Below are 20,307 nucleotides of genomic sequence, written 5' to 3' on the forward strand. Positions count from 1 at the left end.
CAACTACGCTGGATTATTTTTTCAATGATTGCGCTGCTTTACGTGGGCCTTTACGTGTACGTGCATTTGTACGTGTACGTTGACCGCGAACAGGCAAACCTTTGCGATGACGCAGACCGCGGTAGCAGCCTAAGTCCATCAAACGTTTGATGTTCATCGAGAGTTCACGACGAAGATCACCCTCAACGACGTATTTTGCAATACTGTCGCGAAGCTTTTCTAACTCGTTGTCGTCCAGATCTTTGACCTTTTTAGTGGTCGGTACACCCGTTGCTGCACAGATATCTGCTGCGCGTGGGCCGCCAATACCATATATAGCTTGTAAGCCAATTACGGTATGCTGATGATTTGGGATATTAACCCCTGCTATACGTGCCATTCGTTATTCCTCGTTCAATAACGTTAATTAACCTTGGCGCTGTTTATGGCGTGGTTCTGTGCAAATAACACGAACAACACCTTTGCGCTTGATGATCTTGCAGTTGCGGCAAATCCGCTTAACTGATGCGAGAACTTTCATTTTTGCCCTCTTCCCTTCTAGTTCAATTTAATGCTACTAATGCGTTACTTGGTCCGGAACACGATGCGTGCTCGACTCAAATCATAAGGCGTCAATTCTACTGTTACCTTATCACCTGGGAGAATGCGAATATAATTCATTCGCATTTTTCCTGAAATATGGCCAAGCACAACATGCCCATTTTCCAACTTAACTCGAAATGTTGCATTCGGAAGATTCTCAAGAATCTCTCCCTGCATCTGTATAACGTCGTCTTTTGCCATTCGATCTGCTGTTCCTCTGGGTGCTTACCGTGAAGGCATGCCGCCCTTGAAATTTGCTTTACGAAGAAGCGATTCGTATTGCTGTGACATTACGTAATTCTGCACTTGAGCCATAAAGTCCATTGTCACCACCACGATAATCAACAGCGAAGTGCCGCCAAAATAAAATGGTACTTTCCAATGTGCGATCAACAATTCCGGTAACAAACAAACTAATGCTATGTACACCGCGCCAATTAAAGTTAAACGCATCAAAATCTTGTCGATGTAACGGGAAGTTTGCTCACCAGGACGAATCCCTGGCACGAACGCACCACTTTTCTTCAAATTATCCGCTGTTTCTTTGCTGTTAAATACCAGCGCAGTGTAGAAGAAACAGAAGAAAATAATCGTTACAGCGTACAACAATGCATGCACAGGCTCACCAGTCGTCAAAGAACTTGCCAAATCTTGCAAGAACCGAACAAAACCAGAATCCTGATCTTGCGCTCCTTTTGCGAACATGCCAGTTATCGTGGCAGGAAGCATAATAATAGAAGACGCAAAAATCGGAGGAATTACACCTGCCATGTTTAACTTCAGTGGCAAGTGACTGCTTTGACCACCATAAACTTTATTGCCAACTTGACGCTTCGCATAGTTGACCAGAATCTTACGCTGACCGCGTTCTACAAACACGACCAAGTAAGTTACCGCTGCAACCATCACGCAAATAATCAACGCGGAAAACGCTTGCATAGAACCGGTGCGAACTAATTCGAACAATCCAGCTAATGCACCGGGCAAGCCTGCGACGATACCTGCGAAGATGATGATAGAAATACCGTTACCTAAACCGCGTTCAGTGATTTGCTCACCTAACCACATCAGGAACATCGTGCCAGTTACCAAAGTAACGACAGTAGTAAATCTAAATGCCATTCCAGGATCTAATACCAGACCTGCTTGCGTTTCCAAACCAAAAGCAATGAAAAATGCTTGCACCACACCCAACACTAAAGTGCCGTAACGTGTGTACTGGGTAATCTTACGACGACCCGACTCGCCTTCTTTCTTCAAAGCTTCCAGCTGAGGGGACACGACAGACATTAACTGCATAATAATAGAGGCAGAAATGTAAGGCGTAATTCCCAGCGCCAAAATTGTGAAGCGAGACAAAGCACCACCAGAAAACATATTAAACATTCCCAAAATACCATTTTGGTTTTGTTTAAATAGATCTTCCAATACCTTTGGATCAATTCCAGGAACAGGTATATGTGCGCCTATCCTATATACAACCAGTGCTGCCAGCAAAAACCATAGTCTCCCCCAAGGAAAACCACTTGCAGCACTCTTTGTTTGTTGAGGAGATGTTGCCAATTATTGCTCCAGAATTCGCAATCAATTATTAAGCGACAGAGCCGCCAGCAGCTTCGATCGCAGCCTTAGCGCCTTTGGTAGCGATTAAGCCATTCAAAGTTACTTTCTTAGTGATCTCACCTGACAAAATCACGCGAACTACACGTGCCAAATCAGAAACGATACCAGCTTGTTTCAAAGCCAATACGTCGATCTCTGTCACTGGCAAACTTTCCAGATCAGACAAACGTACTTCTGCTTTATATGGCGTAGCCAAAGATTTGAAACCACGTTTTGGCAGACGACGTTGCAAAGGCATTTGACCGCCTTCGAAACCGACTTTATGAAAACCACCAGTACGTGACTTCTGACCTTTATGACCACGGCCAGACGTCTTACCTAAACCAGAACCGATACCGCGACCAACACGACGTTTAGCGTGTTTTGCACCATCAGCTGGTTGGATTGTATTTAATTCCATAATTTGCTCCGATCGTAAGCCCAAGGGATTACGATACAACCTTCACAAGATACGAGACTTTATTGATCATACCGCGCACTGCTGGTGTGTCTTCCAATTCAGAAACTGAATTGACACGACGCAAACCTAAGCCGCGCACTGTCGCACGATGTGAATCGCGCGTACCGATCAAACCCTTGACCAATTGTACTTTTACTGTTTTAGTCATTGCGATCACCTTAGCCCAAAATTTCTTCAACGGACTTGCCGCGTTTCGCTGCGATCTCAGCTGGCGTACTCATTTTTGCCAAGCCATTCAAAGTAGCACGCACCATATTGTATGGATTTGTGGAACCGTTTGACTTTGCAACAACGTTAGTAACACCCAACACTTCGAAAATAGCGCGCATTGGACCGCCAGCGATCACGCCAGTACCTTCTTTAGCTGGAGAGATCATGACTGAAGATGCACCATGCTTACCGATAACGGTGTGTTGCAACGTGCCATTCTTCAATGTAACTTTGATCATTTTACGACGCGCTTCTTCCATCGCTTTTTGTACAGCTACAGGAACCTCTTTCGATTTTCCTTTACCCATACCGATGCGACCATCGCCATCACCAACAACTGTCAGCGCTGCGAAGCCCATGATACGACCACCCTTAACCACTTTGGTTACGCGGTTGATCGCGATCATTTTTTCGCGCATGCCATCATCCGGCTTGTCGGCTGCTGTTTTTGCTTGCATTTTTGCCATGACAATATTCCTTAGAACTTAAGGCCGGCTTCACGCGCAGCTTCCGCCAACGCCTTCACACGACCGTGGTAACGAAAACCGGAGCGATCAAACGCGACTTCGGTAACTCCTGCTTTCAACGCTTTTTCCGCAACGCGCTTACCAATCAAAGTGGCTGCCGCAGCATTACCACCGTGCTTGGATGCCGCTGCCAATTCTGCACGCACTTCAGCTTCCACTGTAGAAGCAGATGCCAAAACTTTGGAATCTGCATCAATGATGCTAGCGTAGATATGCAGGTTCGTACGGTGCACAGATAAACGTGTGACCTTGAGCTCTGCGATCTTGGCACGGGTTTGAGTCGCGCGGCGCAGACGTGATTGTTTCTTATCCATCGTCTAACCCCTATTACTTCTTCTTGGTTTCTTTAATCACAACCACTTCATCCGCGTAGCGGACACCCTTGCCTTTATAAGGCTCTGGGCTGCGGTATGCACGAACTTCTGCTGCGACCTGACCAACCTTCTGCTTATCCACACCTTTAATGAGGATTTCAGTTGGAGTTGGTGTTGCACATGTCACGCCAGCAGGCATGTCGTGTACGACAGGATGAGAAAAACCCAAGGAGAGATTCAATTTATCGCCTTGCGCTTGCGCTTTGTATCCAACGCCTACCAATGTCAGCTTACGCTCGAAGCCTTTAGTTACGCCAGTCACCATATTGTTGACCAGCGCACGCAAAGTACCTGTCATTGCATTTGCTTCACGGCTGTCGTTCGCTGGACTAAAGTTCAACGAACCACCTTCGTTAGCTACAGACACTAAGCCATTTAAGCCTTGTGTCAATACACCCATAGGGCCTTTTACTGTAATCGCTGCTGCGGAGATGGCAACTTCTGCACCTGCTGGCAACGCGATTGGCATTTTACCTACTCGAGACATCTTGCACTCCTTAGGCGACGTAGCAAATAACTTCGCCACCGACACCGGTTGCGCGCGCTTTGCGGTCAGTCATAACGCCCTTAGGTGTGGACACGATGGCCACGCCCAAACCGTTCATTACACTTGGGATCTCGTCTTTACCTTTGTAAATACGGAGACCTGGACGTGAAACACGTTCCAAGCGTTCAATAACAGGACGTCCTGCATAATATTTCAAACCGATTTTCAATTCAGATTTACCAGCAGCTTCTACTACTGCGAAATCCTCAATGTAGCCTTCGTCCTTAAGTACGTTTGCAATTGCAACTTTTACCTTAGAGGACGGCATCGCGACGGCAGTCTTTTGAACAACTTGCGCGTTACGGATGCGAGTCAGCATATCGGCGATAGGATCGCTCATACTCATTGCTATTCTCCTATTACCAGCTAGCTTTAGTCATACCCGGGATTTCACCACGCATGGCGAATTCACGGACTTTAATACGGCCCAAACCAAACTTACGGAATGTGCCACGTGGACGACCTGTCAAAGTGCAGCGATTGCGTTGACGAGTCGGATTAGAATTACGTGGCAATGCCTGCAACTTCAAACGAGCTAAATAACGCTCTTCTTCAGTTTTTGATTGGTCATCAATGATGGCCTTCAATTCGGCGCGTTTGCCAGCGAATTTCTTCACCAAATCTGCACGCTTTTGCTCACGATTAATCAGTGCCAATTTTGCCATGGCGACCTCAGTTTCTGAACGGAAATTTAAATGCGGCGAGAAGCGCTTTTGCTTCTTCGTCGGTCTTAGCTGTCGTAGTAATACTAATATTCATACCACGCAACGCGTCAATCTTGTCGTATTCGATCTCAGGAAAAATGATCTGCTCCTTAACACCGATATTGTAGTTACCACGACCGTCAAATGCGCGACCAGAAACGCCGCGGAAATCACGAACACGTGGCAAAGCTACAGTCACGAAACGATCCAAAAATTCGTACATATGAGCACCACGCAAGGTGACCATACAACCAATTGGATAGCCTTCGCGGATTTTGAAACCAGCGATCGCTTTACGTGCTTTAGTTACGACAGGTTTTTGACCTGCAATCTTCGTCAAATCGCCAACAGCGTGCTCGATAACTTTCTTATCAGCGATCGCTTCGGACAAACCCATATTCAGGGTGATTTTCAAGATGCGAGGAACTTCCATTGGAGACTTGTAAGAGAATTTCTCAGTCAAATCTGCAACGATTTTATCTTTGTATAATGCTTGTAGACGGGCCATGACTTACGCCTTCACAACTTCGCCAGTAGATTTATAGACGCGGACTTTTTTGCCATCCACAACTTTAAAACCTACGCGGTCTGCTTTACCAGATGCAGCGTTAAACAACGCAACATTGGAAACATGAATCGGCATCAATTTATCAACGATACCACCAACTGCTCCAGTCATTGGGTTAGGCTTAGTCGCTTTTTTAGCAACATTCACGCCCGCTACAACAACGTATTCACTGTCGATGCATTGCTGCACTTGACCGCGCTTACCTTTGTCTTTACCCGTCAAGACGATGACTTCGTCGTTTTTACGAATCTTATTCATCACGACCCCTTACAGCACTTCAGGAGCAAGCGAAACGATTTTCATAAAACGCTCAGTACGCAATTCGCGTGTAACTGGGCCGAAAATACGTGTTCCGATTGGCTCGAGCTTTGCATTTAACAACACTGCAGCATTGCCGTCGAACTTCACCAAAGAGCCATCTTGACGACGTACACCTTTAGCAGTGCGAACCACAACCGCATTGTAAATTTCACCTTTTTTCACGCGACCGCGTGGAGCAGCGGATTTCACTGTGACCTTAATAACGTCACCGATCCCTGCATAACGACGCTTAGAACCGCCCAACACTTTAATGCACAAAACTTCGCGCGCACCAGTATTGTCAGCCACTTCTAGCCGGCTTTCTGTTTGAATCATATTGTTCTCTTTCCCAACTTAATCCACACAATCCGCACATTGCAAATCTGTAGTCAGTCTTGGTCCCGCCAGCCAACCCATTTATTGTCAGACGCCCTTAGAAGCACAAATAACAACACACGAGTCAACCGATTAGGTGGACGATTTTTTAACCACTCTCAAAATACTGACCTGAGAGACATTTAGGCTGTCATTCGCATGCTTTGCAAATGACAGCCCATCATTATTACATCAAAAAACGATTACTGCAACAACTTTTATAAAACTGGCGCAACTTGTACAACGCGAGTCAATGTCCAAGCCTTTGTTTTGGAGATTGGACGACCTTCTTGAATCTCGACTGTATCACCGGCTTTTGCTTGGTTCGCTTCATCGTGTGCATGGTATTTCGCTGTACGCACAATGATCTTACCGTACAAAGGATGTTTAACGTGACGCTCAACTAAGACTGTCACTGTTTTATCCATCTTGTCGGAAACAACTTTGCCAATCAATGTGCGCTTCAGTGCAACTTTAACTTGATCGTTCATTATTTGGCATCCTTCTGATTCATGACTGTTTTAACTCGGGCGATGTCACGACGAACTTTTTTGAGTTGCGAAGTGTTATTCAGTTGTTGCGTAGCGATTTGCATACGCAAGCTGAATTGTGCCTTCAACAAATCATTCAATTCTTTCGTCAAAGCTGCGGAGTCTTTGCCTTGGAGTTCAGATACTTTCATTTACAACTCCCTATTAAGTGCCGACTTGACGTACGACAAACGTTGTCAACAATGGTAATTTAGCAGCTGCTAAGCGGAAAGCTTCGCGTGCCAGCGCTTCATCAACGCCATCCATTTCGTACAACATCTTGCCAGGTTGAATCTCGGCAACGTAGTACTCTGGATTACCTTTACCATTACCCATACGAACTTCAGCTGGCTTCTGAGAAATTGGCTTATCTGGGAAAATACGAATCCAGATACGGCCACCACGTTTGATATGACGAGTCATAGCACGACGTGCAGCTTCAATTTGACGTGCAGTAATACGACCACGTGCAATTGATTTTAAACCAAATTCACCGAAGGAAACTGCTGTACCACGATCATGGGAAATACCCTTGTTGCGGCCTTTTTGTTCCTTACGATATTTTCTGCGTGCTGGTTGCAGCATGATTATTCTCCTGCTTTCTCAGCTGATACTGCGCCATCAGCTGCTTTTGTGCGAACACGTTTAGCTGCTGGTGCTGCACCAGTTGGAGTTTGACCTTCAGGGCGCTTCGCACGTGGACGGCTGTTTGGCTTACCATCTTCACGACGTGGGCCACGACGTTTTTTGTCGTCTTCTGGTGCGGATTCGATTACAGGTGCATCGCCATTAGCCAAACGATCGCCTTTGTAAACCCATACCTTAACGCCAATAATACCGTATGTCGTAGAAGCTTCGCTTGTACCGTAGTCGATATCAGCGCGCAATGTATGCAGAGGCACGCGGCCTTCACGATACCATTCTTTGCGTGCGATTTCGATACCGTTCAAACGACCACTAGACATGATCTTGATACCCTTAGCACCGAGACGCATTGCATTTTGCATCGCACGCTTCATCGCGCGACGGAACATGATACGTTTTTCAAGTTGCTGAGAGATAGAATCAGCGATCAATTGCGCATCGATTTCTGGCTTACGAATTTCTTCGATATTTACGTGCACAGGCACGCCCATAATCTTACCCAAATCCGCTTTCAAGGATTCGATATCTTCACCTTTTTTACCAATCACAACGCCTGGACGGGAGCTGTAAATAGTAATACGTGCATTTTTAGCTGGACGCTCAATAGTGATACGACCTACTGATGCATTTTTCAGTTTCTTTTTCAAGTAATCACGTACCTTGATGTCTTCGCTCAACATAGAGGCAAAGTTACCATTGCCTGCATACCAGCGAGAAGACCAATTACGTGTTACCGCTAAACGGAAACCGGTTGGATGTATCTTCTGTCCCATCGTGACTCCTTAGTTACCAACAGTCACATAAATGTGACAGGATTGTTTAGAGATACGATCACCACGACCTTTTGCGCGCGCTGTAAAGCGCTTCAAAATTGGTCCTTTTTCGACATAAATCGTCGTCACTTTCAATTCATCGATGTCAGCGCCATCATTGTGTTCGGCATTCGCAATTGCGGATTCCAACACTTTCTTGATGATTGTTGCGCCTTTTTTCGGGCTGAAAGCTAAGATGTTTAATGCTTGATCGACTTTCTTACCACGGATCAAGTCTGCAACCAAGCGACCTTTTTGCTCGGACAGACGTACACCCTTCAATATTGCTTTGGTTTCCATATTATCTCTTCGCTTTCTTATCCGCGATATGACCTTTAAATGTGCGAGTCAATGCGAATTCGCCCAATTTATGGCCTACCATGTTTTCAGAAACGTACACTGGTACGTGTTGCTTACCATTGTGCACAGCGATTGTCAGACCGATGAAATCAGGCATGATAGTCGAACGACGTGACCAAGTTTTGATTGGCTTTTTGTCTTTAGTTGCTTGCGCAGCTTCGACTTTCTTTACCAAATGGGCGTCACAAAACGGCCCTTTTTTAGCTGAACGTGTCATGTGTTACCCCTTATTTCTTGCCACGGCGTGAGACGATCATGGAAGTCGTACGCTTATTGCGACGTGTCTTCTTACCCTTAGTTTGCTGACCCCATGGAGAAACTGGATGACGTCCCGCCGCTGTCTTACCTTCACCACCACCGTGTGGGTGATCGATAGGATTCATGACAACACCGCGAACTGTTGGGCGAACACCGCGCCAACGCATCGCACCAGCTTTACCAATTTTACGGAGGTTATGCTCACCGTTACCGACTTCACCGATAGTTGCACGGCATTCGATATGGATACGACGCACTTCACCAGAGCGCAAACGCACTTGAGCGTATGTACCTTCGCGAGCCATCAATACCACACCAGCACCTGCAGTACGAGCAATCTGCGCACCCTTACCTGGCAACATTTCTACGCAATGCATAGTTGTACCAACTGGGATATTGCGGATTGGCAAACAGTTACCAGATTTGATTGGCGCTTGAGAGCCATTCATGATCTGATCACCAGCAGCCATACCTTTAGATGCAATGATGTATGCACGTTCACCGTCCGCATAGCACAACAAAGCAATGTGCGCTGTACGGTTAGGATCGTATTCAATGCGTTCAACTTTTGCAGGAATACCATCTTTAGAACGTTTAAAATCGACTACGCGATAATGCTGCTTATGACCACCGCCGATATGACGTGTAGTGATATGACCGTTGTTGTTACGACCAGCAGTTTTATTTTTCTTTTCCAACAAAGCAGCAAACGGACGGCCTTTATGCAAGCCTTCAGTTACCACTTTAACCATACCACGACGACCTGGTGAGGTTGGCTTCATCTTAACGAGTGCCATGCTTATGCCCCCTCGGTAAAGTTAATTTCTTGACCTGGTTTCAAGCAGACAAAAGCGCGTTTTGTATGATTGCGACGGCCATTAAATTTACCAGTACGTTTTTGTTTGCCCAAGCGGTTAGCTACTTGCACAGATTCAACCTGAACCTTAAACAGCAACTCAACAGCAGCCTTGATTTCTGGCTTAGTTGCATCTGGCGTTACCAGGAACACAACTTGCTCGTTTTTCTCTGCAACCATAGTTGCTTTTTCAGAGATCACCGGAGCCAGCAACACCTTCATCAGGCGTTCTTCACTATGCTTGATTACGCTCATGCCAGCATCTCCTCAATCTTTGTCAAGGCCGCTTTAGTGATCAACACTTTCTTGTAGAACACCAAAGAAACTGGATCAGCATAACGTGGCTCAACAACCAATACGTTAACCAGATTGCGAGCAGCCAACATCAAATTTTCGTTGAAGTCTTCAGTGATAATCAATACTGAATCCAAGCAACCCATTGTCTTCAATTTTTCAGACAACAACTTAGTTTTTGGTGCATCAACAGTCATACTGTCAACAACATTCAAACGACCTTCACGCGCCAACTGAGACAGGATCGAGCAGATACCTGCGCGATACATCTTCTTGTTAACTTTGTGAGAGAAGTTCTCATCAGGAGAATTAGGGAAAGCGCGCCCGCCTCCACGCCACAATGGGGAAGATGACATACCAGCACGAGCACGACCCGTACCTTTTTGACGCCATGGCTTCTTGGTTGTATGGTGAACTTCATCACGACCCAATTGTTTGCGGTTACCACTGCGAGCATTCGCTTGGTAAGCAACAACAACTTGATGAATCAAAGCTTCATTGTAATCACGACCAAAAATAGTATCTGGCGCAGCAACATTAGAAGCAGCTTGACCTTCTGCATTTAGGAGCTTCAGTTCCATAGATTAAGCCCCCTTCTTTGCTTTAACTTTAACAGCTGGCGATACAATCACCTGACCGTTTTTCGCACCTGGAATAGCACCTTTCACCAACAACAATTGGCGATCAGCATCTACACGAGCGATAACAAGATTTTGCACAGTACGCGTAACATCACCCAAGTGACCAGTCATGCGCTTACCTGGAAAAACGCGACCAGGATCTTGCGCCATACCGATAGAACCAGGTACGTTATGTGAACGTGAGTTACCGTGCGTTTGACGACCGGATGCGAAGTGGTGACGCTTAATAGTACCGGCATAGCCTTTACCAATTGTCACACCTTGCACGTCGACTTTTTGACCAGCTTCGAACAAGCCAACAGGCACAACATCGCCTGCTTTGAGTTCAGCAGCTTTAGCAGCGTCAACACGGAATTCTTTTAAGACAGTACCAGCTTCCACGCCCGCTTTTGCGAGGTGACCGGCAGCCGCTTTAGTTACACGGGATGCACGGCGCTGACCGAATGTCACCTGAACAGCGGAGTAACCGTCTGTTTCAGGAGTTTTGATTTGTGTCACGCGGTTGTTTGACACGTCTAATACTGTGACTGGAATTGAATCACCGTCTTCAGTAAAGATACGCATCATACCAACCTTGCGACCAACTAGGCCCAAGCTCATTGTTTTCTCCATTCTCACCTACGATTGGGTGAGGCTGATGTTTAGAAACTTACTTTTAAAACTTAAAAATAGACAAGCCAAAGCCTATCAAAATTTAAGCCTTCGATTTTAACCCGAATAATTTCCACTTACAAGAAAAATTTATTTGAAAATGAAAAAAATTATGGTATGTCAGTTTTTTTCTTAGCACTTAAAACGATTCTTACTATTTTCAAAATCTTTTCAGCACATCGAAAGCTGGCTTGAGAAATTCAATTATGGGGATGCAGAACAAGGCACTTCCCGCAGCAATACTTTGGCATTGCGAGGACAAGCAACGCGGTGCTGCGCCCCAGAATTGGATTTATCGAGTTAGCAATTATTGCAATTTGATTTCTACGTCGACACCAGCTGGCAAGTCGAGCTTCATCAATGCGTCAACAGTTTTATCTGTAGGATCAACGATATCCATCAAACGCTGATGCGTGCGGATTTCGAATTGATCACGGGAAGTTTTGTTGACGTGAGGGGAACGCAATACGTCGAAACGTTGAATACGTGTTGGCAAAGGAACTGGGCCTTTAACAACAGCACCGGTGCGCTTAGCTGTTTCTACGATTTCCAAAGCTGATTGGTCGATCAATTTGTAATCGAAAGCTTTCAAGCGAATACGGATTTTTTGATTTGCTGTAGACATGATATTTCCTGTAAAGAACGAGCCACGATGTAGTGAATGTGGCATTTTTAACAAAGAGCGCTTATTACGACCGCTAAAACAAAACGGCTGTCGCACTAAAAAAAGCACGACAGCCGACTAGTGTACACCAAATTTTAAATTTCTCTAAATTTTATCGTGATTACTCAAGATCAAACTTCAGAGCTTAATTCAAAATATATTACTCGATGATTTTAGCAACAACACCCGCACCAACAGTACGACCACCTTCACGGATAGCGAAGCGCAAGCCTTCTTCCATCGCGATCGGGTTGATCAACTTAACAGTGATAGATACGTTATCACCTGGCATCACCATTTCTTTATCCTTCGGCAACTCGATCGAACCAGTTACGTCCGTTGTACGGAAGTAGAACTGTGGACGATAGTTGTTGAAGAATGGTGTGTGACGACCACCTTCATCTTTAGACAAAACGTAGATCTCGCCTGTGAAGTGGCTGTGTGGCTTGATTGAACCTGGTTTAGCCAAAACTTGACCACGTTGGATATCTTCACGTTTTGTACCGCGCAACAATACACCTACGTTGTCGCCTGCTTGACCTTGGTCGAGCAATTTACGGAACATTTCAACACCAGTACATGTTGTTTTTACTGTGTCTTTAATACCAACGATTTCGATCTCTTCGCCAACTTTGATGATACCGCGCTCAACACGACCAGTAACAACTGTACCACGACCAGAAATAGAGAATACGTCTTCCACTGGCAACAAGAATGCGCCGTCAACAGCACGTTCAGGTGTTGGGATGTAAGAATCCAACGCATCAGCCAATTTCATGATTGCTTCTTCGCCCAATGGACCTTTGTCGCCTTCGAGCGCCAATTTTGCAGAACCTTGGATGATTGGCAAATCGTCGCCTGGGAATTCGTATTTAGACAATAATTCACGAACTTCCATTTCAACCAATTCCAACAACTCAGCGTCATCAACCATGTCGCATTTGTTCAAGAATACGATGATGTATGGAACACCAACTTGGCGAGCCAACAAGATGTGCTCACGTGTTTGTGGCATTGGACCGTCTGCTGCGGAGCAAACCAAGATCGCGCCGTCCATCTGAGCAGCACCAGTAATCATGTTTTTAACATAATCAGCATGGCCTGGGCAGTCAACGTGTGCATAGTGACGCGCCGCTGTTTCGTATTCTACGTGTGCTGTATTAATTGTAATACCACGTGCTTTTTCTTCTGGAGCTGCATCGATTTCGTCGTATTTCTTTGCTTCGCCGCCGAATTTTGCTGACAATACTGTCGCAATCGCTGCTGTCAATGTCGTTTTACCGTGATCCACGTGACCAATTGTACCGACGTTTACGTGCGGCTTGGTGCGTTCGAACTTACCTTTTGCCATTTTATTCTTCCTTCAAAAAGAACGATTAGATTAATAATCAGCCTTCATCACGGCAAGCAATGAAGGCTGCATTTCCGATTTAGATTACTTCGCTTTAGCAGTTACGATAGCGTCGATAACATTCTTCGGCGCTTCAGAGTAGTGCTTAAATTCCATTGTGTAAGTCGCGCGACCTTGTGTTGCAGAACGCAATGAAGTCGAGTAACCAAACATTTCAGACAATGGCACCTCTGCTTTAATGATCTTACCGCCACCACCTGGGATTTCGTCCATACCTTGAACCATACCGCGACGTGAAGACAAGTCACCCATCACTGTACCAGCGTAGTCTTCTGGCGTTTCCACCTCAACTGCCATCATTGGTTCCAGAATAACTGGGCTCGCCTTACGGCAACCATCTTTAAACGCCATCGAAGCAGCCATACGGAAAGCATTTTCGTTGGAGTCAACGTCATGATAAGAACCGAAGAACAAAGTGACCTTAACATCAACCACTGGGTAACCAGCCAACACACCAGAGTTCAATGTTTCAATAACACCTTTTTCAACCGCAGGGATATATTCACGTGGAACTGTACCACCTTTGATCGCGTCAACGAATTCAAAACCTTTACCTGGTTCTTGTGGTTCGATTTTCAAGACAACGTGACCGTATTGACCACGACCACCAGATTGTTTAACGAACTTACCTTCGATTTCTTCGCATGTTTTACGAATTGTTTCGCGGTACGCAACTTGCGGCTTACCAACAGTTGCTTCCACGTTGAACTCACGCTTCATACGGTCAACGATAATTTCCAAGTGCAACTCACCCATACCGCCGATGATAGTCTGACCAGATTCTTCGTCAGTTTTCACGCGGAAAGATGGATCTTCTTGCGCCAAACGATTCAAAGCCAGGCCCATTTTTTCTTGGTCAGCTTTGGTTTTTGGCTCAACAGCCTGTTGAATAACTGGCTCTGGGAAAACCATTTTTTCCAAAGTGATGATAGACGCTGGATCACACAATGTTTCACCTGTTGTCGCATCTTTCAAACCAACTGCAGCAGCGATGTCACCAGCGCGAACTTCTTTGATTTCTTCACGTTGGTTAGCATGCATTTGCAAAATACGACCAAGGCGTTCTTTTTTGCCTTTGATCGGGTTGTACACTGTATCGCCAGAATTGATCGTACCGGAGTAAACGCGGAAGAAAATCAATTGACCAACGAACGGATCCGTCATGATCTTGAACGCCAAAGCTGCGAATTTTTCATCATCAGCTGCTTTACGTGTTGTAGGCTGATCATCCTCATCCGTACCAGCCACTGGTGGAATATCCACTGGAGATGGCAAGTATTCGATAACCGCGTCCAACATCGCTTGTACGCCTTTGTTTTTAAACGCAGTACCGCACATCATTGGAACGATTTCAGAAGCGATCGTACGTTGACGCAATGCCTTCTTGATTTCTTCTTCAGACAAATCACCTTCTTCGAGGTATTTGTTCATCAATTCTTCACTGGCTTCAGCAGCTGCTTCAACCATTTTCTCGCGCCATTCAGCAGCTTGATCAGCCAATTCCGCTGGAATATCGCGGTAGTCAAATTTCATACCTTGACTAGCTTCATCCCAGATGATTGCTTTCATCTTGACCAAGTCAACCACACCTTGGAAATTATCTTCCGCACCGATTGGAATTTGGATTGCGATTGGATTCGCCTTCAAACGCGCGCGCATTTGATCGTAAACTTTGAAGAAGTTCGCGCCAGTACGATCCATCTTGTTGACGAATGCCAAACGTGGGACTTTGTACTTATTAGCTTGACGCCAAACTGTTTCAGATTGTGGCTGAACGCCGCCGACCGCACAGTAAACCATGCAAGCGCCGTCCAATACACGCATGGAACGCTCAACTTCAATCGTGAAGTCAACGTGGCCTGGCGTATCGATAATGTTAATGCGGTGTTCTGGGAAGTTATTCGCCATACCTTTCCAGTGGCAAGTGGTCGCGGCGGAAGTAATAGTAATACCGCGCTCTTGCTCTTGCTCCATCCAGTCCATGGTTGCTGCGCCATCATGAACTTCACCAATTTTGTGATTTACGCCTGTGTAAAACAATACGCGCTCTGTCGTTGTCGTTTTACCTGCATCAATGTGAGCCGAAATACCGATATTACGGTAGCGCTCAATGGGGGTCTTACGGGCCATAGCTATTCCTAAATCTTTTAATGGACAAAACCGAGCGCAATTTTCAAGAAGAAATCACGCCCGGCCTGATTCAATATACCTGGAAAAACCACTGTAAATATCTCATACAATGGTCTCTCACTTTTAACGCAAAGCCTAAATAAATTAGAAGCGGAAGTGGGAGAAGGCTTTGTTGGCTTCTGCCATACGATGCACTTCATCACGCTTCTTCATTGCGCCGCCGCGACCTTCAGCGGCTTCCAACAACTCACCAGCCAAACGCTGTGGCATGGATTTTTCGCTACGCTTGTTCGCTGCTTCACGCAACCAACGCATAGACAAAGCCAAACGGCGAACTGGACGAACTTCAACTGGAACTTGATAGTTAGCACCACCAACACGGCGGGATTTAACTTCAACCAATGGCTTAGCATTGTTAATTGCAGTTGCGAACACTTCCAATGGATCTTTACCAGATTTAGATTGGATGTGATCAAACGCGCCATAAATGATGCCTTCAGCAACAGACTTCTTGCCAGACAACATCAACACGTTAACGAACTTAGATACTTCTACATTACCGAATTTTGGATCCGGCAAAATGTCCCGTTTCGGGACTTCACGACGACGTGGCATTTCAATTCCTTTCAATCTTCAGTTGAGCGGCCGATAACAACTTATCAACGCTCGCGGTAAGCCATCATAGCCACCACTTACTCGGCTCATTCGAGACCGACACCTTTCCGAATTACGGAGATATTACTGAGTTTAATTTACAAGCAAGTTACAAAGAATTTTTAGCGAACTAAAAAATTACTTCTTAACTGCTTTAGCGCGCTTAGAACCATATTTGGAACGAGCTTGCTTACGGTCTTTAACGCCTTGAGTATCCAAAGCACCGCGAACCATGTGATAACGCACACCCGGCAAATCCTTTACACGACCACCGCGAATCAAAACTACGCTGTGTTCTTGCAAGTTATGGCCCTCACCGCCGATATACGAAATAACTTCGAAACCGTTGGTCAAGCGTACTTTGGCAACTTTACGCAAAGCCGAGTTAGGCTTTTTTGGAGTTGTCGTATAAACGCGGGTACATACGCCACGTTTTTGCGGGCTGTTTTCCAGCGCCGGAGATTTGCTCTTAACCACTGCGGAAACGCGTGGTTGGCGAATCAGTTGATTGATGGTTGGCATCGTTTTTAATCCAACAAAATACAACGTTAAACACACGCCCGGAAACGGTTGCCCGGGCACTTAAATCTATATATGTACTCGTAAAAATATACAAGCCCTCGAATATTTACACCTGCACACATACTTAAATGCAAATTGGCAGTGCGTAAGAATAAACTATATAAAATCGAGAACTCGCGAGTGTACACCTTTATTCCAAGCAAAGTCAATGAAAAACAATGGAAACAACGACTTAGCGTGGTGTGAGGATATGAAAAACTCTAACGGTGATAGGACACCAGATTCAAATTAGTGTGCTTACTTGTCTAAGGTTCAACCAATGCTCGCCATCAACGCTAAAATACTAGCCATTCTCGGTTAATTGAATTATCCAATCAGACGTCAGGTTTTACCAGATCACAAACTCATAGAGCTGGTCGCCTTACCCATCCATTCTGAGGCAACATTATTTCTATGTACTTTCTGCAACGTTTTTCCAAACCCTATTTACTCGGCAGCTACTTTTTACTTAGTTGTTTAGCGTTTTTTAGTACCCTTTTGGGTAAGTCGCCCGACCATGGCTGGCGAATTCTGGCTTATCAAGCTTTATCGTGGTTAGGACTGTGGGCGGTTTTCCAAAAACCTCGTTGGTTTCACTATGTTTTACTTCCGGCATTCTTGGCCATGCCGATAGAAATTTACTTACGTTTATATTATGGACAGGGCATTTCTACCCATCATTTAGGCATTATTACTGAAACCAGTCCGAAAGAAGCATTAGAGTTTCTAGGAAATAAAGTATGGCTATTATTCGCTATCGCAACATTCATCTTGCTTTGGTGGTGGAGCTTATTACAATCGGCAAAACATGAAACCCGCCTAACTTGGCAACATAGCTCCCGCTGGATCGTTTTGTCAGCGCTGGCCGCTTGCCTACTTTGCTGGACTTATGGTGCGCAAGTCGGTGTAGCAAGCGCATCCGCATCGGATAATATCAGCACTAGCAACAATGCCAACGACGGTAACAGTAGCGTTGGGAACCAAACGATCTGGCAATTGCGCACTTGGTTGGATATAGAAAACTATCTGGCACGACAGCCGCCTTTGCCCAATTGGGCAGAAGCGCTATATGACGAGGAAAGCTTTGCTCGTAGTTGGCCCTTAGGAATCTTATTACGTGGCACGGATTTTTATAAAGAACGTCGTTATTTATCCAAGCTCAGCGACCAAAGTCGTGAATTCCTGTTTCACGCACGACAAGCATCTGGAAATGATTTCCAACAAACCATCGTGGTCGTCATTGGCGAATCGGCTCGCTATGACCGCTGGAGCATCAATGGCTACCAGCGCGAAACCAATCCGTATCTGAGCCAAGAAGCTAATTTGGTCAATTTTAGTGACATGATTACAGCAGTGGCCGCTACCCGATTATCCGTTCCCATTATCACCACCCGCAAACCCGCGGCACAGAGCTTAAAAGCAGGGTTCTCAGAAAAATCATTTTTAAGCGCCTACAAAGAAGCCGGATTCAAAACTTTTTGGATTTCTAATCAAATGAGCTTTGGTCAGTTTGATACTCCCACTTCGGTCATTGCGAAGGAAGCCGACGTAACGCAATTTCTAAACCTGGGCGGTTTTACCAACCAATCGAGCTACGATCAGATCCTATTAACACCGCTACAAAATGCATTAGATGACTCAGCGCCGAATAAATTGATTGTGCTGCACACCTTAGGCAATCACTGGAACTACAGTCATCGCTACCCGCAGGCTTATGATCAATGGAAGCCATCCTTGTACGGCGTTAGCAATCCCGCGTACACCGACCTCAAGAATAAAGAAGCTATCAACAATAGCTATGACAATTCTATTCTGTACACCGATTGGATCTTAGCTCGCATGATTCAACAATTGAAAGTATTACCCCATATGAGCGCGCTGTGGTACGTCTCAGACCATGGTCAAACTTTATATGACGGCACTTGCAATTTGGCTTTTCACGGTCACAACACACAATTTGAATTTCATATTCCCGCATTTGTCTGGTATTCCGATCAATATGCCAAACAACATCCAGACAAAATTCAACAGTTGAAAGCCCACCAGAATGCCAAACTAAGCACTGAAAACGTCTTCCATTCGGTACTTGATATGGTCGATATACGCTATCCCGATGAAAAATTAAGTCGCAGTGTTTTCAGTCCACAATGGACATACCACACGCGCTATGTCGATAGCTATGGGTGGAGCAATTATGATGACTCGTATTTGAAAGGCGATTGCCGTGAAGTCATTGATAACAAGACACCTTTAACCCAAGAAAAATAAGCTCACGGCACGGATAATGCGCTACTGCAAAATCAGCGCATGCCCGCCTAGCAGACAACTTAAAGTGAGCTTTAAGTTCGCTTTAAGTTAGCTAAACAAACGAGAGTTGAGGAAACTCAGGTTTTTCCTCACAACTAAAATTGCCCGTAGAGCAATTTGTGCCTTACACTTGCACTATGCGTCGCGACACTACTCCCACCTTGCTTATCTCCGCTAATGACGAGCCCACTGTCCAAGTACATGGCGCTTGGCTAACCGACATGCTGGCAGAACCCACCACCATGCGCAAGCTCAGTACGCTGCTTGCCGGTCTGCTAGCTAAGCCCAACTTGAGTTGGGACTTGACCGGACTGACGGCACTCGATCATATCGGTGCTCAATTGCTGTGGCAAACCTGGGGAAAGCGCTTTCCAGAAAAATTACAGCTAGAAGAAAATTACCGCAGCCTCTTTGCGCGCTTGGAAGAGTTACAGAAAATTGCGATCCCCGCACCGCAAAAAGCGGCCCGCCTTCCTTTTGGGCGCTTGGGTGGCTTAGCGCTGAATTTTGCACTGCATGTCATTGCCATCACAGAACTGATAGGTCAGTTGGTGATTGACTTGGCTCGTTTTGCGCGCCACCCAACCAAAGGCCCGTGGAAAGAAATTTCTGCCAATATCTATCGTACTGGATTTCAAGCCTTAGCTATTACCGCTTTAGTCGGCTTATTAATCGGTGTCGTTTTATCTTATTTATCAGGGCAGCAACTACGCAGTTACGGTGGTGATTTATTTATCGTCAATTTACTAGGAATCAGCATCATTCGCGAACTCGGGCCTATGCTGGCTGCGATCCTGATTGCAGGGCGCTCGGGTTCAGCGATCACAGCGCAATTGGGCGTGATGAAAGTGACGGAAGAATTGGATGCCATGCGTGTCATGGGTATTCCTATCGGTTTTCGACTCATCATGCCAAAAGTGATAGCGTTAGCTTTCACTATGCCGATGATCGTCATCTGGACGGATATCATGGCACTGATCGGTGGCGCGATCTCAGCGCAAGTCATTCTTGATATGTCACCGGGATTTTTCTTTCATAAATTACCCGATGCCGTCAGCTTGGCAAATTATTGGATAGGTTTGGGCAAAGGTGTTGTGTTTGGCATTTTAATTGCACTGATTTCTTGCCACTATGGCTTGAGGATTAAACCCAATACCGAGAGTTTAGGACAAGGCACGACCAGCTCCGTGGTGGTCTCTATCACCAGTGTCATTATTGCCGATGCGTTTTTTGCCGTCATATTCAGCAATATCGCCTATTAGA

General features: G+C 45.6%; 31 protein-coding genes. 2 read left to right on the forward strand and 29 right to left on the reverse strand.

Annotated elements, in window-relative coordinates; all coding sequences use genetic code 11:
• Positions 1-13: 13 nt before the first annotated feature.
• From rpsM to rpsL, 29 genes are all read right to left on the reverse strand, one after another.
• Positions 14-379, reverse strand: coding sequence for a 30S ribosomal protein S13 (gene rpsM, locus ACFFJH_RS02990; RefSeq protein ID WP_390209968.1), 366 nt, complete (start codon positions 377-379; stop codon positions 14-16).
• Between the two features lie 27 nt (positions 380-406).
• The gene (rpmJ, locus tag ACFFJH_RS02995) at positions 407-520 is read right to left on the reverse strand and encodes a 50S ribosomal protein L36 (RefSeq protein WP_014004415.1); all 114 of its coding nucleotides are present in this window, start codon (positions 518-520) and stop codon (positions 407-409) included.
• A 44-nt stretch (positions 521-564) separates the two neighbouring features.
• Positions 565-783 carry a translation initiation factor IF-1 gene (infA, locus tag ACFFJH_RS03000; RefSeq protein WP_005663428.1) on the reverse strand — a complete coding sequence of 73 codons (219 nt, stop codon included), beginning with the start codon at positions 781-783 and terminating at the stop codon, positions 565-567.
• 24 nt (positions 784-807) lie between these two features.
• The gene (gene secY / locus ACFFJH_RS03005) at positions 808-2,145 is read right to left on the reverse strand and encodes a preprotein translocase subunit SecY (RefSeq protein ID WP_390209972.1); all 1,338 of its coding nucleotides are present in this window, start codon (positions 2,143-2,145) and stop codon (positions 808-810) included.
• A 28-nt stretch (positions 2,146-2,173) separates the two neighbouring features.
• On the reverse strand, positions 2,174-2,605 hold the full coding sequence (gene rplO / locus ACFFJH_RS03010; RefSeq protein ID WP_390209973.1) for a 50S ribosomal protein L15: 432 nt from the start codon (positions 2,603-2,605) through the stop codon (positions 2,174-2,176).
• Positions 2,606-2,633: 28 nt separating this feature from the next.
• Complete coding sequence (gene rpmD, locus ACFFJH_RS03015) at positions 2,634-2,813, reverse strand: 50S ribosomal protein L30 (protein ID WP_212676792.1); 180 nt, start codon at positions 2,811-2,813, stop codon at positions 2,634-2,636.
• Between the two features lie 10 nt (positions 2,814-2,823).
• The gene (gene rpsE, locus ACFFJH_RS03020) at positions 2,824-3,342 is read right to left on the reverse strand and encodes a 30S ribosomal protein S5 (RefSeq protein WP_186917415.1); all 519 of its coding nucleotides are present in this window, start codon (positions 3,340-3,342) and stop codon (positions 2,824-2,826) included.
• An 11-nt stretch (positions 3,343-3,353) separates the two neighbouring features.
• A complete protein-coding gene (gene rplR / locus ACFFJH_RS03025; RefSeq protein WP_186892595.1) occupies positions 3,354-3,716 on the reverse strand; it encodes a 50S ribosomal protein L18 in 363 nt (120 codons plus the stop codon).
• A gap of 13 nt (positions 3,717-3,729) precedes the next feature.
• On the reverse strand, positions 3,730-4,263 hold the full coding sequence (rplF, locus tag ACFFJH_RS03030; protein ID WP_189347746.1) for a 50S ribosomal protein L6: 534 nt from the start codon (positions 4,261-4,263) through the stop codon (positions 3,730-3,732).
• A gap of 10 nt (positions 4,264-4,273) precedes the next feature.
• Positions 4,274-4,669 carry a 30S ribosomal protein S8 gene (gene rpsH / locus ACFFJH_RS03035; protein WP_189347744.1) on the reverse strand — a complete coding sequence of 132 codons (396 nt, stop codon included), beginning with the start codon at positions 4,667-4,669 and terminating at the stop codon, positions 4,274-4,276.
• Between the two features lie 13 nt (positions 4,670-4,682).
• The gene (gene rpsN / locus ACFFJH_RS03040; protein ID WP_189347742.1) at positions 4,683-4,988 is read right to left on the reverse strand and encodes a 30S ribosomal protein S14; all 306 of its coding nucleotides are present in this window, start codon (positions 4,986-4,988) and stop codon (positions 4,683-4,685) included.
• A gap of 7 nt (positions 4,989-4,995) precedes the next feature.
• A complete protein-coding gene (gene rplE, locus ACFFJH_RS03045) occupies positions 4,996-5,535 on the reverse strand; it encodes a 50S ribosomal protein L5 (protein WP_189347740.1) in 540 nt (179 codons plus the stop codon).
• 3 nt (positions 5,536-5,538) lie between these two features.
• On the reverse strand, positions 5,539-5,853 hold the full coding sequence (gene rplX / locus ACFFJH_RS03050) for a 50S ribosomal protein L24 (protein WP_390209977.1): 315 nt from the start codon (positions 5,851-5,853) through the stop codon (positions 5,539-5,541).
• Between the two features lie 9 nt (positions 5,854-5,862).
• The gene (gene rplN, locus ACFFJH_RS03055) at positions 5,863-6,231 is read right to left on the reverse strand and encodes a 50S ribosomal protein L14 (protein WP_006464924.1); all 369 of its coding nucleotides are present in this window, start codon (positions 6,229-6,231) and stop codon (positions 5,863-5,865) included.
• Between the two features lie 257 nt (positions 6,232-6,488).
• A complete protein-coding gene (gene rpsQ, locus ACFFJH_RS03060) occupies positions 6,489-6,761 on the reverse strand; it encodes a 30S ribosomal protein S17 (RefSeq protein ID WP_186892589.1) in 273 nt (90 codons plus the stop codon).
• Entirely contained in the window at positions 6,761-6,952 is a 192-nt protein-coding gene (gene rpmC, locus ACFFJH_RS03065) for a 50S ribosomal protein L29 (RefSeq protein ID WP_186892588.1), read from the reverse strand. Before rpmC ends, rpsQ begins: the two co-directional genes overlap by 1 nt.
• 13 nt (positions 6,953-6,965) lie before the next feature.
• Positions 6,966-7,385 carry a 50S ribosomal protein L16 gene (gene rplP / locus ACFFJH_RS03070; RefSeq protein WP_186892587.1) on the reverse strand — a complete coding sequence of 140 codons (420 nt, stop codon included), beginning with the start codon at positions 7,383-7,385 and terminating at the stop codon, positions 6,966-6,968.
• Between the two features lie 2 nt (positions 7,386-7,387).
• Complete coding sequence (gene rpsC / locus ACFFJH_RS03075) at positions 7,388-8,218, reverse strand: 30S ribosomal protein S3 (RefSeq protein WP_189347736.1); 831 nt, start codon at positions 8,216-8,218, stop codon at positions 7,388-7,390.
• Positions 8,219-8,227: 9 nt separating this feature from the next.
• The gene (rplV, locus tag ACFFJH_RS03080; protein ID WP_186892585.1) at positions 8,228-8,557 is read right to left on the reverse strand and encodes a 50S ribosomal protein L22; all 330 of its coding nucleotides are present in this window, start codon (positions 8,555-8,557) and stop codon (positions 8,228-8,230) included.
• A 1-nt stretch (position 8,558) separates the two neighbouring features.
• Positions 8,559-8,834 (reverse strand): 30S ribosomal protein S19, encoded by a 276-nt coding sequence (rpsS, locus tag ACFFJH_RS03085; RefSeq protein ID WP_186917405.1) that lies wholly within the window; start codon positions 8,832-8,834, stop codon positions 8,559-8,561.
• Positions 8,835-8,844: 10 nt separating this feature from the next.
• Complete coding sequence (gene rplB, locus ACFFJH_RS03090) at positions 8,845-9,672, reverse strand: 50S ribosomal protein L2 (protein ID WP_189347734.1); 828 nt, start codon at positions 9,670-9,672, stop codon at positions 8,845-8,847.
• 2 nt (positions 9,673-9,674) lie between these two features.
• Positions 9,675-9,986, reverse strand: coding sequence for a 50S ribosomal protein L23 (gene rplW / locus ACFFJH_RS03095; RefSeq protein WP_390209981.1), 312 nt, complete (start codon positions 9,984-9,986; stop codon positions 9,675-9,677).
• Positions 9,983-10,606, reverse strand: a complete 624-nt coding sequence (rplD, locus tag ACFFJH_RS03100) for a 50S ribosomal protein L4 (protein ID WP_212676796.1) — start codon at positions 10,604-10,606, stop codon at positions 9,983-9,985. Before rplD ends, rplW begins: the two co-directional genes overlap by 4 nt.
• Positions 10,607-10,609: 3 nt before the next feature.
• Complete coding sequence (rplC, locus tag ACFFJH_RS03105; RefSeq protein WP_189347732.1) at positions 10,610-11,266, reverse strand: 50S ribosomal protein L3; 657 nt, start codon at positions 11,264-11,266, stop codon at positions 10,610-10,612.
• A 358-nt stretch (positions 11,267-11,624) separates the two neighbouring features.
• A complete protein-coding gene (gene rpsJ / locus ACFFJH_RS03110) occupies positions 11,625-11,942 on the reverse strand; it encodes a 30S ribosomal protein S10 (RefSeq protein WP_186892579.1) in 318 nt (105 codons plus the stop codon).
• A 199-nt stretch (positions 11,943-12,141) separates the two neighbouring features.
• Entirely contained in the window at positions 12,142-13,332 is a 1,191-nt protein-coding gene (tuf, locus tag ACFFJH_RS03115) for an elongation factor Tu (protein WP_212674894.1), read from the reverse strand.
• Between the two features lie 84 nt (positions 13,333-13,416).
• Complete coding sequence (fusA, locus tag ACFFJH_RS03120) at positions 13,417-15,522, reverse strand: elongation factor G (protein WP_390209982.1); 2,106 nt, start codon at positions 15,520-15,522, stop codon at positions 13,417-13,419.
• A 144-nt stretch (positions 15,523-15,666) separates the two neighbouring features.
• A complete protein-coding gene (gene rpsG, locus ACFFJH_RS03125; protein WP_186921430.1) occupies positions 15,667-16,137 on the reverse strand; it encodes a 30S ribosomal protein S7 in 471 nt (156 codons plus the stop codon).
• Between the two features lie 177 nt (positions 16,138-16,314).
• The gene (rpsL, locus tag ACFFJH_RS03130) at positions 16,315-16,698 is read right to left on the reverse strand and encodes a 30S ribosomal protein S12 (RefSeq protein ID WP_186917398.1); all 384 of its coding nucleotides are present in this window, start codon (positions 16,696-16,698) and stop codon (positions 16,315-16,317) included.
• Between the two features lie 453 nt (positions 16,699-17,151).
• On the opposite strand from rpsL, the gene ACFFJH_RS03135 reads away from it, so the two are divergent.
• Positions 17,152-19,005, forward strand: coding sequence for a phosphoethanolamine transferase (locus tag ACFFJH_RS03135; RefSeq protein WP_390209985.1), 1,854 nt, complete (start codon positions 17,152-17,154; stop codon positions 19,003-19,005).
• A 176-nt stretch (positions 19,006-19,181) separates the two neighbouring features.
• Positions 19,182-20,306: an MlaE family ABC transporter permease gene (locus ACFFJH_RS03140; protein ID WP_390210269.1), complete on the forward strand. Its 1,125-nt coding sequence runs from the start codon at positions 19,182-19,184 to the stop codon at positions 20,304-20,306.
• Position 20,307 lies beyond the last annotated feature (1 nt).

This window comes from Affinundibacterium danionis (genome assembly GCF_042432465.1).
In the GTDB taxonomy this organism is placed as follows: Bacteria; Pseudomonadota; Gammaproteobacteria; order Burkholderiales; family Burkholderiaceae_D; genus Undibacterium; species Undibacterium danionis.

What these genes read in the sequence shown, in the direction of transcription:
- rpsS (WP_186917405.1), bottom strand. Translation starts at nt 8,834, where the DNA reads ATGACACGTTCAGCTAAAAAAGGGCCGTTTTGTGACGCCCATTTGGTA.
- rpsM (WP_390209968.1), bottom strand. Translation starts at nt 379, where the DNA reads ATGGCACGTATAGCAGGGGTTAATATCCCAAATCATCAGCATACCGTA.
- rpsG (WP_186921430.1), bottom strand. Translation starts at nt 16,137, where the DNA reads ATGCCACGTCGTCGTGAAGTCCCGAAACGGGACATTTTGCCGGATCCA.
- rpmJ (WP_014004415.1), bottom strand. Translation starts at nt 520, where the DNA reads ATGAAAGTTCTCGCATCAGTTAAGCGGATTTGCCGCAACTGCAAGATC.
- rplO (WP_390209973.1), bottom strand. Translation starts at nt 2,605, where the DNA reads ATGGAATTAAATACAATCCAACCAGCTGATGGTGCAAAACACGCTAAA.
- rplX (WP_390209977.1), bottom strand. Translation starts at nt 5,853, where the DNA reads ATGAATAAGATTCGTAAAAACGACGAAGTCATCGTCTTGACGGGTAAA.
- rplW (WP_390209981.1), bottom strand. Translation starts at nt 9,986, where the DNA reads ATGAGCGTAATCAAGCATAGTGAAGAACGCCTGATGAAGGTGTTGCTG.
- rplB (WP_189347734.1), bottom strand. Translation starts at nt 9,672, where the DNA reads ATGGCACTCGTTAAGATGAAGCCAACCTCACCAGGTCGTCGTGGTATG.
- rplC (WP_189347732.1), bottom strand. Translation starts at nt 11,266, where the DNA reads ATGAGCTTGGGCCTAGTTGGTCGCAAGGTTGGTATGATGCGTATCTTT.
- ACFFJH_RS03135 (WP_390209985.1), top strand. Translation starts at nt 17,152, where the DNA reads ATGTACTTTCTGCAACGTTTTTCCAAACCCTATTTACTCGGCAGCTAC.
- rplV (WP_186892585.1), bottom strand. Translation starts at nt 8,557, where the DNA reads ATGGAAACCAAAGCAATATTGAAGGGTGTACGTCTGTCCGAGCAAAAA.
- ACFFJH_RS03140 (WP_390210269.1), top strand. Translation starts at nt 19,182, where the DNA reads ATGCGTCGCGACACTACTCCCACCTTGCTTATCTCCGCTAATGACGAG.
- rplN (WP_006464924.1), bottom strand. Translation starts at nt 6,231, where the DNA reads ATGATTCAAACAGAAAGCCGGCTAGAAGTGGCTGACAATACTGGTGCG.
- rpsQ (WP_186892589.1), bottom strand. Translation starts at nt 6,761, where the DNA reads ATGAACGATCAAGTTAAAGTTGCACTGAAGCGCACATTGATTGGCAAA.
- rpsL (WP_186917398.1), bottom strand. Translation starts at nt 16,698, where the DNA reads ATGCCAACCATCAATCAACTGATTCGCCAACCACGCGTTTCCGCAGTG.
- rpmD (WP_212676792.1), bottom strand. Translation starts at nt 2,813, where the DNA reads ATGACTAAAACAGTAAAAGTACAATTGGTCAAGGGTTTGATCGGTACG.
- rplF (WP_189347746.1), bottom strand. Translation starts at nt 4,263, where the DNA reads ATGTCTCGAGTAGGTAAAATGCCAATCGCGTTGCCAGCAGGTGCAGAA.
- rplR (WP_186892595.1), bottom strand. Translation starts at nt 3,716, where the DNA reads ATGGATAAGAAACAATCACGTCTGCGCCGCGCGACTCAAACCCGTGCC.
- rpsJ (WP_186892579.1), bottom strand. Translation starts at nt 11,942, where the DNA reads ATGTCTACAGCAAATCAAAAAATCCGTATTCGCTTGAAAGCTTTCGAT.
- fusA (WP_390209982.1), bottom strand. Translation starts at nt 15,522, where the DNA reads ATGGCCCGTAAGACCCCCATTGAGCGCTACCGTAATATCGGTATTTCG.
- rpsE (WP_186917415.1), bottom strand. Translation starts at nt 3,342, where the DNA reads ATGGCAAAAATGCAAGCAAAAACAGCAGCCGACAAGCCGGATGATGGC.
- rplP (WP_186892587.1), bottom strand. Translation starts at nt 7,385, where the DNA reads ATGCTGCAACCAGCACGCAGAAAATATCGTAAGGAACAAAAAGGCCGC.
- rpmC (WP_186892588.1), bottom strand. Translation starts at nt 6,952, where the DNA reads ATGAAAGTATCTGAACTCCAAGGCAAAGACTCCGCAGCTTTGACGAAA.
- tuf (WP_212674894.1), bottom strand. Translation starts at nt 13,332, where the DNA reads ATGGCAAAAGGTAAGTTCGAACGCACCAAGCCGCACGTAAACGTCGGT.
- rplD (WP_212676796.1), bottom strand. Translation starts at nt 10,606, where the DNA reads ATGGAACTGAAGCTCCTAAATGCAGAAGGTCAAGCTGCTTCTAATGTT.
- rpsH (WP_189347744.1), bottom strand. Translation starts at nt 4,669, where the DNA reads ATGAGTATGAGCGATCCTATCGCCGATATGCTGACTCGCATCCGTAAC.
- infA (WP_005663428.1), bottom strand. Translation starts at nt 783, where the DNA reads ATGGCAAAAGACGACGTTATACAGATGCAGGGAGAGATTCTTGAGAAT.
- rpsN (WP_189347742.1), bottom strand. Translation starts at nt 4,988, where the DNA reads ATGGCAAAATTGGCACTGATTAATCGTGAGCAAAAGCGTGCAGATTTG.
- rpsC (WP_189347736.1), bottom strand. Translation starts at nt 8,218, where the DNA reads ATGGGACAGAAGATACATCCAACCGGTTTCCGTTTAGCGGTAACACGT.
- rplE (WP_189347740.1), bottom strand. Translation starts at nt 5,535, where the DNA reads ATGGCCCGTCTACAAGCATTATACAAAGATAAAATCGTTGCAGATTTG.